The following is a 13402-nucleotide window of genomic DNA, read 5'->3' as shown; positions in this document are numbered from 1 at the left end:
AGCCGCGATTGCCATCCACACTGCCGCGCGTCGCCAATCCCCAAGACGGCGCCGCCGGCCAGCTCTACCTGTCGTCCGCGATGCTGGCCGCCTCGGTGCTGAGCGACAGCGCGCTCGAACACTACCGCGGCGGCTTCGAGAATCCCGGCATGTTTGCCCCGCTGGCGAGCGCCGCGCTGGCGCTGGCCGGCGCCGCCCGGGCCGCGCGCCGGCCGGCCCGCCCGGCATCGCCGCTGCCCTTCGGCGCCGCCTGCGCGGTCGGCGCGGCGGGCCTGGGTTTCCACGTCTACAACGTGCTGCGCCGGCCCGGCGGCCTGTCCTGGGCCAACCTGTTCTATGCCGCCCCGCTGGGGGCGCCGGCGGCGCTCTCGCTGGCCGGCCTGCTGGGGCTGGCCGCGGGCAAGGTCGGGCGCGGCGCACCGACCCTGGCGCGCCTGCCGCGTGGCCGCGCCCTGGGCCTGCTGACGGCGGCCGGACTGGCCGGCACCAGCCTGGAGGCGGCCCTGCTGCATTTCCGCGGTGCCTACCACAACCCGGCGATGTGGCTGCCGGTCAGCCTGCCGCCGGTCGGCGCCGCGCTGCTGGCCGCAAGCGCCACGCGTCCGCCTGCCGCTTCGCCGCGGCTCGAGCGCCTGGCGCAAGTCTGGCTGGCGGCCACCGCCTGGCTGGGGGTGGCCGGGGTCGCCCTGCACGCGCGCGGCATCGCGCGCCAGATGGGCGGCTGGCGCAACTGGAGCCAGAATGTGCTGAGCGGCCCGCCGCTGCCGGCCCCGCCCAGCTTTACCGCGCTGGCGCTGGCCGGCCGCGCCGCGCTGGCGCTCGGTCCGTCGGCACGGCAGGGGCGCGACGGCACGCAGCGGGAGGCCGCATGAGCATGAGCACAAGCGCGCGCTACCCCGGCTACGACGTGCTGGCCAAATGGGACAGTCCGTCCTTCGACGACACGACCCGGCAGGTCCTGGCGCAGCGCCTGAAGGGAGTCCCGCCGCGCCGCTTCCTCGACCCCGCCGAGTGGGAACTGCTGGAAGCGGTCAACCGGCGCCTGCTGCCCCAGCCGGACCGCGCCGAGCCGATCCCGATCACGCCCTGGATCGACGCGATGTTGCACGACAACCTGGGCGAAGGCTTCCGCCATCCCGACATGCCGCCGCTGCGCGACGCGTGGCGCCAGGGCCTGGCCGCCCTCGCCGACGAAACGCGCCTGCGCCACGGACGGGAGTTCGCGGCGCTCGATACCGACGCCCAGGACGCGCTGCTGCAGGCGCTGGCCGAGAATGAGGCCCGCTCGCCGCTGTGGCAGGCCGTGCACCCGCAGCGCTTCTTCACCCAAATGCTGCTGAAGACCGCGGCAGGCATCTATTACGCGCACCCCTGGGCCTGGAACGAGATCGGCTTCGGCGGGCCGGCCAGCCCGCGCGGCTATGTGCGCCTCGGCCTCGACCGGCGCGACCCCTGGGAGGCACGCGAGGCGCAGCAGGACCGCGAGGTGCGCTGATGGAACGGCGGCCACGCACCGGAGACGGCCGCGCACCGGACGTGTTCGAGCGCGGCGGCTGGATGCCGATGCGCGAATACCGCGACGATGACGCCGTCGACTTCGCGATCGTCGGCGCCGGCGCAGGCGGCGCCACCCTCGCCTGCAAACTGGCCGAAGCCGGCTTTTCCGTGGTCGTGCTCGAAGCCGGGCCGTTCTGGCGCCCGCTCGAAGACTTCGCCTCCGACGAGGAAGCCCAGCAGCAGCTGTACTGGCTGGAAGAACGCCTGACCGGCGGGCTTGACCCGATCGCCCTCGGCGGCAACAATTCCGGCTGGGGCGTGGGCGGCTCCACCGTCCATTTCAGCATGATCTCGCTGCGCTTCCGTCCCGAGTGGTTCCGCGCCCGCAGCCTGCTCGGCTATGGCCTCGACTGGCCGATCACCTATGACGAACTGGCGCCTTACTACGAGGAAGCCGAGCGCGCGCTGGCGATTGCCGGTCCGCTGCGCTACCCGTGGGGGCCGCCGCACCGCCGCTATCCCTACCGCGAGCACGAGATGAACGCGGCCGGGCTGGTGCTGGCGCGCGGCGCCGAACGCATGGGCGTGGCCTGGTCGGCGGTGCCGCTGGCGACCGTCTCGGCGCCGCGCGGCAAGTCGCCGCCCTGCGTCTACCGCGGCTTCTGCAATTTTGGCTGCTCGACGAATGCCAAGCAGAGCGCGCTGGTGGTGTGGATCCCGCGCGCGCTGCGCGCCGGCGCCGAGGTGCGCGACCTGGCGATGGCCGGCCGCATCGAGCTCGATGCGAACGGCCTGGCGAGCGGCGTGCACTACCGGCGCAGCGACGCATGGCGCTTCCAGCGCGCGCGCAACGTGGTGGTGGCCGGCTATGCGATCGAAACCCCGCGGCTGCTGCTGAATTCGGCCTGCGCGCGTTTCCCGCAAGGCCTGGCCAACAGTTCCGGCCTGGTCGGCACCCACCTGACGACCCATGCCGGGCCGGGCGTGTGGGCGCGCTTCGACGAGGAAATCCGCTGGAACAAGGGGCCGCCCAACATGGCCGTGTGCGAGCACTGGAACTACACCGACGACGGCAAGGATTTCGACGGCGGCTATGCCTTCATGAGCCAGGGCCCGCTGCCGCGCGCGTGGGCCCAGCTGGTGACGACTTCGCGCAATCTGTGGGGCATGGCGCTGCGCGAAGCCATGCTCGACTACAACCACATGAGCGGCCTGGTGGCGGTGGCCGAAACCGAGCCGCGCTTCGAGAACCGGGTCACCCTGGCCGACGAGCGCGACCGCCACGGCCTGCCGGTCGCCCGTGTCGAGTTCGCGTATTCGGACAACGACCGCCGCATGCAGGAGCACGCCCGCCGCTACATGGGCCGGATGCTGGAAGCGGCCGGCGGCCACGACCTGTGGACCAGCGAGGACACCAGCCACATCCTCGGCACCTGCCGCATGGGGGCGGACCGCGGGACCAGCGTGGTCGACCGGGACGGCCGCAGCTGGGACGTGCGCAACCTGTGGATCTGCGACGGCTCGCTGTTCCCGACCTGCGGCGGGGTCAACCCTTCCCTTACGATCCAGGCGCTGGCCTGCCGCATCGGCGACCGCATCCGGACCCTCGGCGCACGTGGAGAACTCTGACATGAGCAAAATCGCCAGCATCTTCGACCTCGAAACCCTGGCCCGCGAGCGCCTGCCCTCAGTGCTGTTCGACTACATCCACGGCGGCAGCGAGCAGCAGCTGACCCTGCAGCGCAACCTGGACGACATGCGCGCCCTGGCGCTGCGCCAGCACAGCCTGCGCAACGTGGCCCGGCGCGACACCGCCACCACGATGGCCGGCGATCCGGCACGCATCCCGCTGGCGGTCGGTCCGACCGGGCTGGCCGGGCTGATGTGGCCGAACGGCGAATGCGAGGCCGCGCGCGCCGCCGCCGACTACGGCGTGCCCTATTGCCTGTCGACCTGCTCGATCAACTCGATCGAAGACGTGGCGGAGGCCACCGGCAAGCCGTTCTGGTTCCAGCTCTACCTCATGAAGGCTCAGCGCGTCAACGAAAGCCTGATCCGCCGCGCCGACAAGGCCAACTGTTCGGCGCTGGTGCTGACCATCGACCTGCACACGCAGGGCAAGCGCTGGGCCGACGAGAAGGAGGGGCTCGGGGTGCCGCCCCGGCTGACGCCCAGGAACGTGCTCGAGATGCTGACGCACCCGCGCTGGCTGGCCGGCATGGCGGGAAGCAAGCGGCACAACTTCGGTAACCTGGAGCACGAGATCGAGGCCGGCAAGTCGGTCGGTTCGCTGTCGAAGTGGATCGAGGAGCAGTTCGACCCGACCTTCGACCTCGATACCGTGCGCTGGGTGCGAAAGGAATGGCCGCGCAAGCTGATCCTGAAAGGCGTGATGCATCCGGACGATGCCCGCAGCGCGCTCGAGGTCGGCGCCGACGCCATCATCGTCTCGAATCACGGCGGGCGCCAGCTGGACAGCGCGCCGTCCTCGATCTCGGTGCTGCCGCAGATCGTCGAAGCGGTGGGCAGCCGCATCGAAGTCCTGTTCGACGGCGGCATCCGCACCGGCGGCGACATCGTCAAGGCGCTCGGCCTGGGTGCGCACGCCTGCCTGAGCGGGCGCGCCTGCCTGTACGGCCTGGCGGCGAAAGGCCGCGACGGCGTGCACTGCGCGCTGGAGCTGTTCGAGCAGGAGCTGCAGGACTGCATGATGCTGGCCGGCCTGTCCAGCGTGTCCGAGGTGCCGCCCGGCGTGGTCACCGCCCAGCCGCCATTGGGAGCACGGCGATGACCCTGCAGCCGCCCCCATTCATGTTCGCCAGCGGGATCGAGAACAGCAACCCGACCATCGGCCACGGCAAGATCCGGCGCGACCAGATGGAGGAATGCGGCCACTACCGGCATTGGCGCACCGACTTCGCGCTGGCGGCCCAGCTCGGAATCCGCACCCTGCGCTACGGCATACCGCTGCACCGCAGCTGGCTGGGGCCGGACCGCTACGACTGGGCCTTCGCCGACCAGGCCTTCGCCGAACTCCAGCGGCTCGGTATCGCCCCGATCGCCGACCTGTGCCACTTCGGCGTGCCGGATTGGATCGGCAACTTCCAGAATCCGGATTTCCCGGAGCTGTTCGCGCGCTATGCCTCTGAATTCGCACGGCGCTATCCGTGGATCCGCATGTTCACTCCGGTCAACGAGATGTATGTCTGCGCCCGCTTTTCCGCCCTGTACGGCTTCTGGAACGAGCAGCTGAGCGACGAACGCGCCTACGTCAGCGCCATCAAGCACCTGGTCAAGGCCAACCAGCTGGCCATGCACGCGATCCGGGCCGCCCGTCCGGACGCGCTGTTCATCCAGAGCGAGTCGAGCGAATACTTCCACGCCAGTTCGCCCGGCGCCGAGCCGATCGCGGAAACGCGCAACCTGCGGCGCTTCCTCTCCCTCGACCTCAACTACGGGCGCGCGCTCGAACCGGCATTGCGCAGCTTCGTGCTGGACAACGGGATGAGCGAAGACGAGCTGCGCTTCTTCGAGACCCACGCCCTACGCCGCCACTGCATCCTCGGCACCGACTACTACCGCTCGAACGAGCACCACGTCGATGCCGACGGCAGCATGCGGCCGGTCGACGAGCTGCTGGGCTTTGCGGTGATCGCCAGGGAATACGTCGAGCGCTACCGCCTGCCGCTGATGCACACCGAGACCAATCGCGACCAGGGCCCGCACGGCACCGAGGCCTGCGGCTGGCTCGAGAAGCAATGGGCGCTGGTGCGCGGCTTGAAACGCGCCGGCGTGGCGGTGACCGGCTTCACCTGGTACTCGATCACCGACCAGGTCGACTGGGATATCGAGCTGCGCGAACAGCGCGGCGTGGTCAACCCGCGCGGGCTGTTCGACCTGGACCGCAAGATTCGCCCGGTTGGAGAAGCCTACGGCAAGCTGATCGCAGACTGGTCGTCCCGCCTCGGCTCCGTTTCAAGATGAGCCCAGCGGCGCCGCCTCGGTGGACGGCTGCTGCCATGGTGCCGGCACCGCGCTGCGGGTGGCATAGTCGGTGCCGGACAGGAAAAACAGCAGGGCCAGCGTCACCAGGCCGGCCAGCGCCGTCAGCCGCAGCAGCGGATGCCCCGCGCGCAGACGCATGAAGACGATCGCCACCAGCAGCGCCTTCACGGTCGCCACCGCCAGGCCGATCGCGGTATTGATCCAGCCGAGCGGAATCCATACCGTGGTGGCGCTGATCGCCAGCAGGGCCAGCAGCGCCAGCCAGGTCAGGACCAGGGGTCGGGTGCGGCGCTCCATGCTAGCTCCCCGCCCTGCCGATCAGGTACAGCAGCGGATACAGGAAAATCCAGACCAGGTCGACGAAGTGCCAGTACAGGCCGGCGTATTCGACCGCCTCGCCGGACGGCCCGGAAGGCAGCGGGCGACGCAGCCCATAGGCCAGCGCCAGGCAGACCGCGATGCCGATCGTCAGGTGCAGCGCATGCAGCCCGGTGAGGGCGAAGTACAGCAGGAAGAACAGTTGCATGCCGGGCAGGTCCTGCGGATGGCCGCCCCGCTCCGGCCGGAAGCCCCAGCCGGGGAACAGGTGCTCCTGGAATTCGGCATGGTATTCGGCGCCCTTGATGACGAGGAAGGCGATGCCGAGCACCGCCACCCCCACCAGCAGGCGTGCCGCGTGCCGGCGCCGGTCGGCCTCGGCGGCGTGGCCGGCCAGCGCCATCACGAAGCTGCTGGTCAGGAGCACGGCGGTGTTGGCGGTGCCGAGCAGGAAGTCGGTGTGGCGGCTGGCGGCGGCGCAGGCCTGCGGATAGTGCACGCGCAGGTAGAGGTAGCCGAACAGCAGCGGCCCGAAGAACAGCAGTTCGCTGGCGATGAAGACCCACATGCCGAAGGTGCCGGCGAAGGTCTGCTGCTCGCGGCTGCTGAACTGCTCGGCGTGGGGGCGCTGGACCGCACTCATGGCGTATAGGCGTAAGGGCCGCGCACCACCACCGGCGGCTGGGCGAAATTGTGGACCGGGGGTGGCGAAGCCGTCTGCCATTCGAGCCCGGTGGCCTGCCAGGGGTTCGGCGGCGCCGCGCGGCCGTAGCGCAGCGACCAGGCCAGGTAGCCCAGCGGCAGCAGGTAGCCGACCGCCAGCGTCACCGCGCCTGCCGAGGACAGCACGTGCAGCAGCTGGAACTCTTCCGGATAGCTGTGGTAGCGGCGCGGCATGCCGGCATAGCCCAGCAGGTACTGGGGGAAGAAGGTCAGGTTGAAGCCGGCAAAGATGATCACCGCGGCCAGCCTGCCCCAGGCTTCCGAGTACATGCGCCCGGTGATCTTCGGCCACCAGAAGTGGATGGCGCCCAGGTAGGCCATCACCGAGCCCCCAACCATGATGTAGTGGAAGTGGGCGACCACGAAATAGGTATCCGAAAGATGCACGTCCAGCGCCAGCGCGGCCAGGAACAGGCCGGTCAGGCCGCCGATCGTGAACAGGCCGACGAAGCCGAGCGCGTACAGCATCGGCGCGCTGAAGCTGATGCGGCCCTTGTACAGCGTGGCGGTCCAGTTGAACACCTTGATCGCGGACGGCACCGCCACCATGAAGGACAGCAGCGAGAACACCATGCCCGCGTACACGGACTGGCCGCTGACGAACATGTGGTGGCCCCAGACCAGGAAGCCGATCACGCCGATCGCCAGGATCGCGTAGGTCATGAAGCGGTAGCCGAACACGGGCCGCCGCGCGAAGCAGGGAATGATCTCGCTGGCCACGCCCATCGCCGGCAGCACCATGATGTAGACCGCCGGGTGCGAATAGAACCAGAACAGATGCTGGAACAGCAGCGGATCGCCGCCCAGCGCCGGGTCGAAGATCCCGACCTGGAACAGGCGCTCGATCGCGACCAGCACCAGGGTCATGGCCAGCACCGGCGTCGCCAGCACCAGGATCACCGAGGTCGCGTAGTTGGCCCAGACGAACAGCGGCAGCCGGAACCAGCCCATCCCCGGCGCGCGCATGGTGTGCACCGTCACGATGAAGTTCAGGCCGGTCAGGATCGACGAGAAGCCGACCACCAGCACCCCGGTCAGGCACAGCACCACGTGCGAGTTCGAGAACATGGTCGAGAACGGGGTGTAGAAGGTCCAGCCGGTATCGACGCCGCCGGCCAGCAGCGCCCACAGGATGGTGGCACCACCCGCGATGTACAGGTACCAGCTGGCCAGGTTCAGGCGCGGAAAGGCCAGGTCGCGCGCGCCGATCATCAGCGGCATCAGGAAGTTGCCGAGCACCGAGGGAATCGACGGGATCAGGAACAGCCACACCATGATCACGCCGTGCGCGGTGAACAGCTTGTTGTAGGTGTCGGCGCTGACCAGGTCGCCCTGCGGCGTGGCCAGTTCGAGCCGGATGATGGCGGCCGCAATCCCGCCGAGGAAGAAGAACAGCGTGATCGACACCCCGTACAGCAAGGCGATGCGTTTATGGTCGCGCGTGCTCAGCCAGGACCATATGGTGAAGCCCTCGGCCAGGTAGCTGCTGCCGGCGGTGGTTCCCTTTTCTTCGAGCTCAAGGTCGCTCTGTGCGCTGGTCATGTCCGCTCTCTCTGATGTATTCGATGATCGCCAGCAGGTCTTCCTCGCCGATCTGGCCGGCGAAGGAAGGCATGATGGGTTCGTAGCCCGCCACCACGTCCTTGCGCGGCACCAGGATGGAATCGCGCACGTAGGCCTCGTCGGCGACCAGCTCGCGGCCGTCCTGCAGGTGCACGCGCCGGCCCAGCAGGTTCGTCAGGTCCGGCGCATGCACGCTGGAGCCGGCGGCGTGGCAGCCGCTGCAGCCGTAGCTGCGGAACAGCGCGAAGCCGCGTTCGGCCATGCCGGGCTGGCGCGGCCCTTCCGTCAGCCAGCGCGCGTACTCGTTCGGGGGCAGCACCACCACCTTCCCGGTCATCATCGCGTGCTCGGTGCCGCAGAACTCGGCGCAGAACAGTTCGTATTCGCCGGCCCGGCTGGGGGTGAAGCCGATCGAGGTGTAGCGCCCCGGCACCGCGTCCTGCTTGATGCGGAAGGCCGGCACGAAGAAGCTGTGGATCACGTCCTGCGAGGTCAGCACCACGCGCACCGGGCGCCCCAGCGGCAGGTGCAGCTGGCCGACCTCGCGCCGGCCGTTGCGGTGCTCGGCCTTCCACATCCACTGCTTGGCCACCACGAACACCGGGGTGGCGGCCGGGTCGGGCCGGTACAGCGAGATGTAGTCGACCGCGCCCCAGGCATACAGGCCGAGGAACAGCAGCAGCGGAATCACGGTCCAGGCAATCTCGATGGCGCGCCCCTTGGCGGGCGGATGGCCGCGCGGCGCATCCGACGCGGCGCGGTAGCGCACGCAAAAGCCGATCATCATCGCCAGCACGCCCAGCGCCACCGCGCCGGTCAGCAGCAGCAGGCACAGCGCCAGGTTGTCGAGGCGGGTCGCGGACTCGGCGCCGTCGGGCGGCAGCAGGTAGAACGGTGCGCTCACGGCCTGCCCCCTTTCACGGCGCGGGACGGGCGCCGGCGCCGCGCGAAGCGCCACGCCGCACCGCCCATGCCCAGGACCGCCAGCAGCACGCCGGCCCGCACCGACGCCATTGCCGCGCCGCTGTATTGGCCCACGGCCGGGTCGTAGTGGGTGCACAGCAGCAGCAGGCGTTCGCCCAGCGATTTCTGTTCGCCGCCGCTGCTGTTACTGCTGCTGCCCTCGCGTGCCGCCGCCAGGGCCGTGCGCAGCGCCGCCGGCTCGAAGCGCACGCCAGGGAAGTACTGCACGATCCGCCCCGCGGCGTCGGCCACCACGAAGCCGGCCGCGTGCGCGAATTCGCCGCTGGCCGGGTCACGCGGCGCACGGTAGCCCAGCGCAGCCTCGATCCGCACCAGCGCCGTGGCATCGCCGGTCAACATGCGCAGGTCGGCCACGCCGCCCGGCAGCAGCGCGGCGTAGGCGCGCCGCTTGCCCGTCGCCGCCGCGGCGCCGTCGCGCGGATCGATCGAGAAGCCGACCAGGCGGTAACTGCCCGGCGCCATGCCGCTCAGCGCGAGCGCCTGCAGCACGCCTTCGAACAGGGTGCTGCACAGGTTCGGACAGCTGTAGTAGCCCGGCACCAGCACCACCGGCGCGCCTCCGAACAGGGCGCCCAGCGGCAGCGCCGCGCCGGCTTCGTCGCGCAGCACGGCATCCAGCGGCAGTCGCGCGCCGACGCTTGGTGCGAAGCTGGCCACCGGCTGCGGCGGCAGGCGCAGTGCCTGGGCACCGGCCGGGCTCCAGCCCCAGCCCAGCGCCAGGAACAGGATCAGCGATGCGCGGATGGGCAAGGCGCGGCTCATGGCTTGCGCTCCCCTCGGGCAGCTTCCGCCGTCATCCGCATCGCCGCCTCCAGCGGAATGTGGGCGATGCCGGCGCCACGGTCGACCCAGCCGGTGCTGCCGAGGCGCCGCTCCTTCTCGGCGAAGTAGGCGGCGCGCTCATCCTGCGGCGCCGGCTGCAGGCGCGGCGCCGGGATCGCCGCCGGCGGCCGCGCGGTATTCGGGGCCGGTCCCAGGCGATGCAGCAGCCACCACGAACCAGCCACGGCGAACACGATGCCGCCCAGGATGGCCAGCGCCCCGCGCCGGATCGCGCGCAGGTGGATGCCGTCGTCGTGCTCAGGCATGGACTTCCCTCCCCTTGGTGAGCGCGCCACGCAGCGCCAGCCAGGCCAGCACTGCGGCGCCCAGCGCCGGCAGCGCCGCCGGCCAGGCCCAGCCGGCCGTCAATCCATGCACCGACGGCAGCACCAGCCACCAGCAGTCGAGCAGGTGCGCCGCCATCAGCAGCGCCGCCAGCCCGCCCATCAGGCGCGGCGCCTGCTTGGCGTGGCGCGACAGCAGGATCGCGATCGGCCCGGCACCGTGCAGGGCCAGCAGGCTCCAGGCGACGGTGCGCCAGCCAAGGCTGTCGCGCCGCAGGTACCAGGAGATCTCGCGCGGCAGGTCGGCGGCCCAGATGATCAGGAACTGCACATAGGCCAGGTAGGCCCAGGTCATCACGTACATCATCAACAGGTTGCCGAGGTCGGGCAGGCGCGCACGCATGGCGTCGCGGTCGATCAGCAGCACCGCCAGCGCCAGCCCGGTCAGCATCTGGCCGGTGCCGGCCAGCCAGCCGAACACGCTCGAATACCATTCCGGCTGCAGCGACATGATCCAGTCGACGGCCGCCAGCCCGCTCGAGAAGGCGTAGGCCAGCAGGCAGGCGGCGGCGCGCGGTGCCGACTGGTGGCGGGCGCGCAGTTCGATCCAGGAGAGCAGGCTCCACAACAGCAGGTAGGCCACGCTGCGCACGGCGAAGGCGTCGGGCGCCAGCCACCAGCGGCGGAAGGCGGTGTCCGGTTCCAGCGCCTGCGTGCCGGCCCACGGGTACAGCAGGTGCATGCCGGCCAGCACCGGCAGGAACAGCAGGCAGGCCAGCGGCAGCCAGCGCGCGGCCCGCAGCAAGGGCGTGCGGATCGTCTCGCCCCAGGCGCCGCCGGTCAGCTGGTGCAGCCAGACGTTGGCCAGACCGCCCAGCAGCGCCCCGGTGACGAACCACCACACCGCCAGGTAGCCCGCCAGCAGCGCGCGCGGGTCCATGCGCCAGCCGAACCAGCACAGGACCGCGAGCACGCACGCGGCGGCGATCAGGATCGCGTTGCGGTTCATGGTGCAGCCCCCGGCTGCGCGTCCAGGCGCGCCTTCAGCTCCGGCGGCAGGCTGCCGGCCGGCGCGTTCTGGCTCAGCTGCAGGGCGCGGATGAAGGCCACGATGGCCCAGCGGTCGGCCGGCTCGACCCGGTCGGCGTAAGGCACCATCACGCCGTAGCCCTGCGTGATCACGTCGTAGATGTGGCGGTCGGGCACCTTGCGCAGCCGCTCCTGGTGATAGGTGGGCGGCGCCGGGAAGCCGCGCCGCACCACCAGCCCGTCGCCGTCGCCCAGCGGACTGTGGCAGGGCATGCAGTAGATCATGTAGCGCTCGCGCCCCCGTTCGAGCAGGCGCAGGTCCACCGGATAGGGGTTCGACTGCGCCTGCTCGGCGGCGATGTCGGCCTGCACCGCTTGCGCCCCCGCGCGCCCGCCCGAACTGTCGGCGAAGGCGCCGCGCGCGCGCGGCTGGGTGCCGGGCGGCGGCGTGCGCGCGCTGGCGCCATCCGGGAACAGCGTGGCGGCGGAAAAGGTTTTATAGCGCGGCTGGTCGTACATGTCCTGCTTGGCCCGTTCGCAGCCACTCAGCAGGCCACTGAGCAGGCCACTGAGCAATGCAAACAGCATCATCGCGCCAATGCGGGTCCTCATCCCGGCACCTCGCGCAGCAGCATCGGCTGCAAGTCCTCCAGCAGCGCGCGCGCCGGTCCGGGCGCGAACACCGGGTCGTGCGCGGGCAGGCACAGGAAAAAGCGGTTGCGGCTGGCGAGCTCGAATTCCGCGACCTCGAACAGCGGGTGGTACAGGCGCGGCAGGCCGTTCTGGATCAGCATCGCCAGCACCGCCGCCACCGCCGCGCCGAGGATGGTGATTTCGAAGGTGGCCGGGATGAAGGCCGGCCAGCTGTGCAGCGGTCGGCCGCCGACGTTGATCGGGTAGTCGACCACCGCCGCATACCATTGCAAAAAATAGGTGCCGGCCCCGCCCAACAGGCCGCCGACGAGCGTCCAGAATGCCACCCGGTCGGGGACGCTGCCGAGCACCTCGTCCAGGCCCTCGATCGAGAACGGGCTATAGGCTTCGGCGCGGGTGTAGCCGTGCTCGCGCGCCTGTTTCGCGGCGGCGCACAGCGCGTCGGCATTCGGGAATTCGGCCAGCAGGCCGTACATGTGCGCGCTCATGCCTTTCCTTTCGCCGTGTCGCGCACCAGCTCGCGCATCTCGGCCATCGAGATCAGCGGCAGGAAGCGCACGAACAGCAGGAACAGCCAGACGAACAGCGCGATCGAGCCGAACAGCGTGATCCAGTCCCAGCGCGTTGGATAGAACATGCCCCAGGCGGAAGGAAGGAAGTCGCGGTGCAGCGAGGACACGACGATCAGGAAGCGCTCCATCCACATGCCGACGTTGATGGCGAGGCTCAGCACGAACAGCGCCAGCACGCTCTGGCGCAGGCGGCGCCACCACAGCAGCTGCGGCAGCAGGATATTACAGCTCAGCATGCTCCAGTAGACCGGTGCGTACGGCCCGGTCCAGCGGTTGAGCGTCATGTAGATCTCGTATTTATCGCCGCTGTAGAAGGCCGTGAAGATCTCGGCCAGGTAGCCGTAACCGACCATCCAGCTGGTCGCCAGCAGCACCTTGGCGGCGTTGGCGAGGTGCTTGCCGGTGATGAAATCCTGCAGCCCGAAGGCGGCGCGCAGCGGAATCGCCAGGGTCAGCACCATGGCGAAGCCCGAGAACAGCGCCCCGGCCACGAAATACGGCGGGAAGATCGTCGAGTGGTAGCCGGGCGTGTTCCCGACCGCGAAGTCGAGCGAGACGATGGTGTGCACCGACACCACCAGCGGCGTGGCCAGCCCGGCCAGCAGCAGGTAGGCGCGTTCGAAACGTGCCCAGTGACGGGCCTCGCCGCGCCAGCCCAGCGCCAGCAGGCCGTAGGCGACCTGCGCGCCGCGCTGTCCGCGCGCGCCGGCGCGGTCGCGCAAGGTGGCCAGGTCGGGGATCAGGCCCACGTACCAGAACAGCAGCGACACCGACAGGTAGGTGGCGATCGCGAAGAAGTCCCACACCAGCGGGCTGCGCCACTGCGGCCACACGTTCATCACGTTCGGATACGGCACCAGCCAGTAGAAGAACCAGGGCCGGCCCAGGTGCAGGATCGGGAAGATGCCGGCGATGCTGGCGGCGAACAGGGTCATCGCCTCGGCGAAGCGG

The 13402-nt window shown here is 70.2% G+C and carries 15 protein-coding genes; 5 read left to right on the top strand and 10 right to left on the bottom strand.

Annotated elements, in window-relative coordinates:
• Positions 1-80: 80 nt before the first annotated feature.
• The 5 genes from ACI48D_RS07705 to ACI48D_RS07685 are packed head-to-tail and all read left to right on the top strand — an operon-like array spanning position 81 to position 5481.
• Positions 81-872: a hypothetical protein gene (locus tag ACI48D_RS07705; RefSeq protein ID WP_435570713.1), complete on the top strand. Its 792-nt coding sequence runs from the start codon at positions 81-83 to the stop codon at positions 870-872.
• Positions 869-1495, top strand: a complete 627-nt coding sequence (locus ACI48D_RS07700) for a gluconate 2-dehydrogenase subunit 3 family protein (RefSeq protein WP_435570639.1) — start codon at positions 869-871, stop codon at positions 1493-1495. Before ACI48D_RS07705 ends, ACI48D_RS07700 begins: the two co-directional genes overlap by 4 nt.
• Complete coding sequence (locus tag ACI48D_RS07695; protein ID WP_435570638.1) at positions 1495-3126, top strand: GMC family oxidoreductase; 1632 nt, start codon at positions 1495-1497, stop codon at positions 3124-3126. Before ACI48D_RS07700 ends, ACI48D_RS07695 begins: the two co-directional genes overlap by 1 nt.
• Before the next feature lies 1 nt (position 3127).
• Positions 3128-4288: an alpha-hydroxy acid oxidase gene (locus tag ACI48D_RS07690; RefSeq protein ID WP_435570637.1), complete on the top strand. Its 1161-nt coding sequence runs from the start codon at positions 3128-3130 to the stop codon at positions 4286-4288.
• Positions 4285-5481 carry a family 1 glycosylhydrolase gene (locus ACI48D_RS07685; RefSeq protein WP_435570636.1) on the top strand — a complete coding sequence of 399 codons (1197 nt, stop codon included), beginning with the start codon at positions 4285-4287 and terminating at the stop codon, positions 5479-5481. Before ACI48D_RS07690 ends, ACI48D_RS07685 begins: the two co-directional genes overlap by 4 nt.
• Here ACI48D_RS07685 and ACI48D_RS07680 read toward each other — a convergent pair.
• From ACI48D_RS07680 to nrfD, 10 genes are all read right to left on the bottom strand, one after another.
• Positions 5473-5799 (bottom strand): cytochrome C oxidase subunit IV family protein, encoded by a 327-nt coding sequence (locus tag ACI48D_RS07680; protein WP_435570635.1) that lies wholly within the window; start codon positions 5797-5799, stop codon positions 5473-5475. The genes ACI48D_RS07685 and ACI48D_RS07680 overlap by 9 nt on opposite strands.
• A gap of 1 nt (position 5800) precedes the next feature.
• The gene (locus tag ACI48D_RS07675; protein WP_435570634.1) at positions 5801-6463 is read right to left on the bottom strand and encodes a cytochrome c oxidase subunit 3 family protein; all 663 of its coding nucleotides are present in this window, start codon (positions 6461-6463) and stop codon (positions 5801-5803) included.
• Positions 6460-8085 (bottom strand): cytochrome c oxidase subunit I, encoded by a 1626-nt coding sequence (gene ctaD / locus ACI48D_RS07670; RefSeq protein WP_435570633.1) that lies wholly within the window; start codon positions 8083-8085, stop codon positions 6460-6462. Before ctaD ends, ACI48D_RS07675 begins: the two co-directional genes overlap by 4 nt.
• The gene (gene coxB / locus ACI48D_RS07665; protein ID WP_435570632.1) at positions 8060-9010 is read right to left on the bottom strand and encodes a cytochrome c oxidase subunit II; all 951 of its coding nucleotides are present in this window, start codon (positions 9008-9010) and stop codon (positions 8060-8062) included. Before coxB ends, ctaD begins: the two co-directional genes overlap by 26 nt.
• Entirely contained in the window at positions 9007-9852 is an 846-nt protein-coding gene (locus tag ACI48D_RS07660) for an SCO family protein (RefSeq protein WP_435570631.1), read from the bottom strand. The genes coxB and ACI48D_RS07660 overlap by 4 nt, the downstream gene beginning before the upstream one ends.
• Positions 9849-10178, bottom strand: coding sequence for a hypothetical protein (locus tag ACI48D_RS07655; RefSeq protein WP_435570630.1), 330 nt, complete (start codon positions 10176-10178; stop codon positions 9849-9851). The genes ACI48D_RS07660 and ACI48D_RS07655 overlap by 4 nt, the downstream gene beginning before the upstream one ends.
• Positions 10171-11205 carry a hypothetical protein gene (locus ACI48D_RS07650; protein ID WP_435570629.1) on the bottom strand — a complete coding sequence of 345 codons (1035 nt, stop codon included), beginning with the start codon at positions 11203-11205 and terminating at the stop codon, positions 10171-10173. Before ACI48D_RS07650 ends, ACI48D_RS07655 begins: the two co-directional genes overlap by 8 nt.
• Positions 11202-11837, bottom strand: a complete 636-nt coding sequence (locus tag ACI48D_RS07645) for a c-type cytochrome (protein WP_435570628.1) — start codon at positions 11835-11837, stop codon at positions 11202-11204. The genes ACI48D_RS07650 and ACI48D_RS07645 overlap by 4 nt, the downstream gene beginning before the upstream one ends.
• Positions 11834-12367 carry a DUF3341 domain-containing protein gene (locus ACI48D_RS07640; RefSeq protein WP_435570627.1) on the bottom strand — a complete coding sequence of 178 codons (534 nt, stop codon included), beginning with the start codon at positions 12365-12367 and terminating at the stop codon, positions 11834-11836. The genes ACI48D_RS07645 and ACI48D_RS07640 overlap by 4 nt, the downstream gene beginning before the upstream one ends.
• The coding region (nrfD, locus tag ACI48D_RS07635; RefSeq protein WP_435570626.1) for an NrfD/PsrC family molybdoenzyme membrane anchor subunit at positions 12364-13402 on the bottom strand (1039 nt) is incomplete at its 5' end. The genes ACI48D_RS07640 and nrfD, both read right to left, overlap by 4 nt.

Source organism: Massilia sp. LXY-6 (assembly GCF_051233485.1).
Lineage (GTDB): Bacteria > Pseudomonadota > Gammaproteobacteria > Burkholderiales > Burkholderiaceae_D > Telluria.
The sequence above is the reverse complement of the archived record's forward strand: the minus strand, read 5'-3'. Positions and strand labels throughout refer to the sequence as shown.

Coding starts and splice junctions, on each gene's coding strand:
- ACI48D_RS07645 (WP_435570628.1), bottom strand. CDS start 11,837: ATGAGGACCCGCATTGGCGCGATGATGCTGTTTGCATTGCTCAGTGGC.
- ACI48D_RS07675 (WP_435570634.1), bottom strand. CDS start 6,463: ATGAGTGCGGTCCAGCGCCCCCACGCCGAGCAGTTCAGCAGCCGCGAG.
- ACI48D_RS07660 (WP_435570631.1), bottom strand. CDS start 9,852: ATGAGCCGCGCCTTGCCCATCCGCGCATCGCTGATCCTGTTCCTGGCG.
- ACI48D_RS07695 (WP_435570638.1), top strand. CDS start 1,495: ATGGAACGGCGGCCACGCACCGGAGACGGCCGCGCACCGGACGTGTTC.
- ACI48D_RS07705 (WP_435570713.1), top strand. CDS start 81: ATGCTGGCCGCCTCGGTGCTGAGCGACAGCGCGCTCGAACACTACCGC.
- ACI48D_RS07680 (WP_435570635.1), bottom strand. CDS start 5,799: ATGGAGCGCCGCACCCGACCCCTGGTCCTGACCTGGCTGGCGCTGCTG.
- ACI48D_RS07700 (WP_435570639.1), top strand. CDS start 869: ATGAGCATGAGCACAAGCGCGCGCTACCCCGGCTACGACGTGCTGGCC.
- ctaD (WP_435570633.1), bottom strand. CDS start 8,085: ATGACCAGCGCACAGAGCGACCTTGAGCTCGAAGAAAAGGGAACCACC.
- ACI48D_RS07640 (WP_435570627.1), bottom strand. CDS start 12,367: ATGAGCGCGCACATGTACGGCCTGCTGGCCGAATTCCCGAATGCCGAC.
- ACI48D_RS07685 (WP_435570636.1), top strand. CDS start 4,285: ATGACCCTGCAGCCGCCCCCATTCATGTTCGCCAGCGGGATCGAGAAC.
- ACI48D_RS07690 (WP_435570637.1), top strand. CDS start 3,128: ATGAGCAAAATCGCCAGCATCTTCGACCTCGAAACCCTGGCCCGCGAG.
- ACI48D_RS07655 (WP_435570630.1), bottom strand. CDS start 10,178: ATGCCTGAGCACGACGACGGCATCCACCTGCGCGCGATCCGGCGCGGG.
- ACI48D_RS07650 (WP_435570629.1), bottom strand. CDS start 11,205: ATGAACCGCAACGCGATCCTGATCGCCGCCGCGTGCGTGCTCGCGGTC.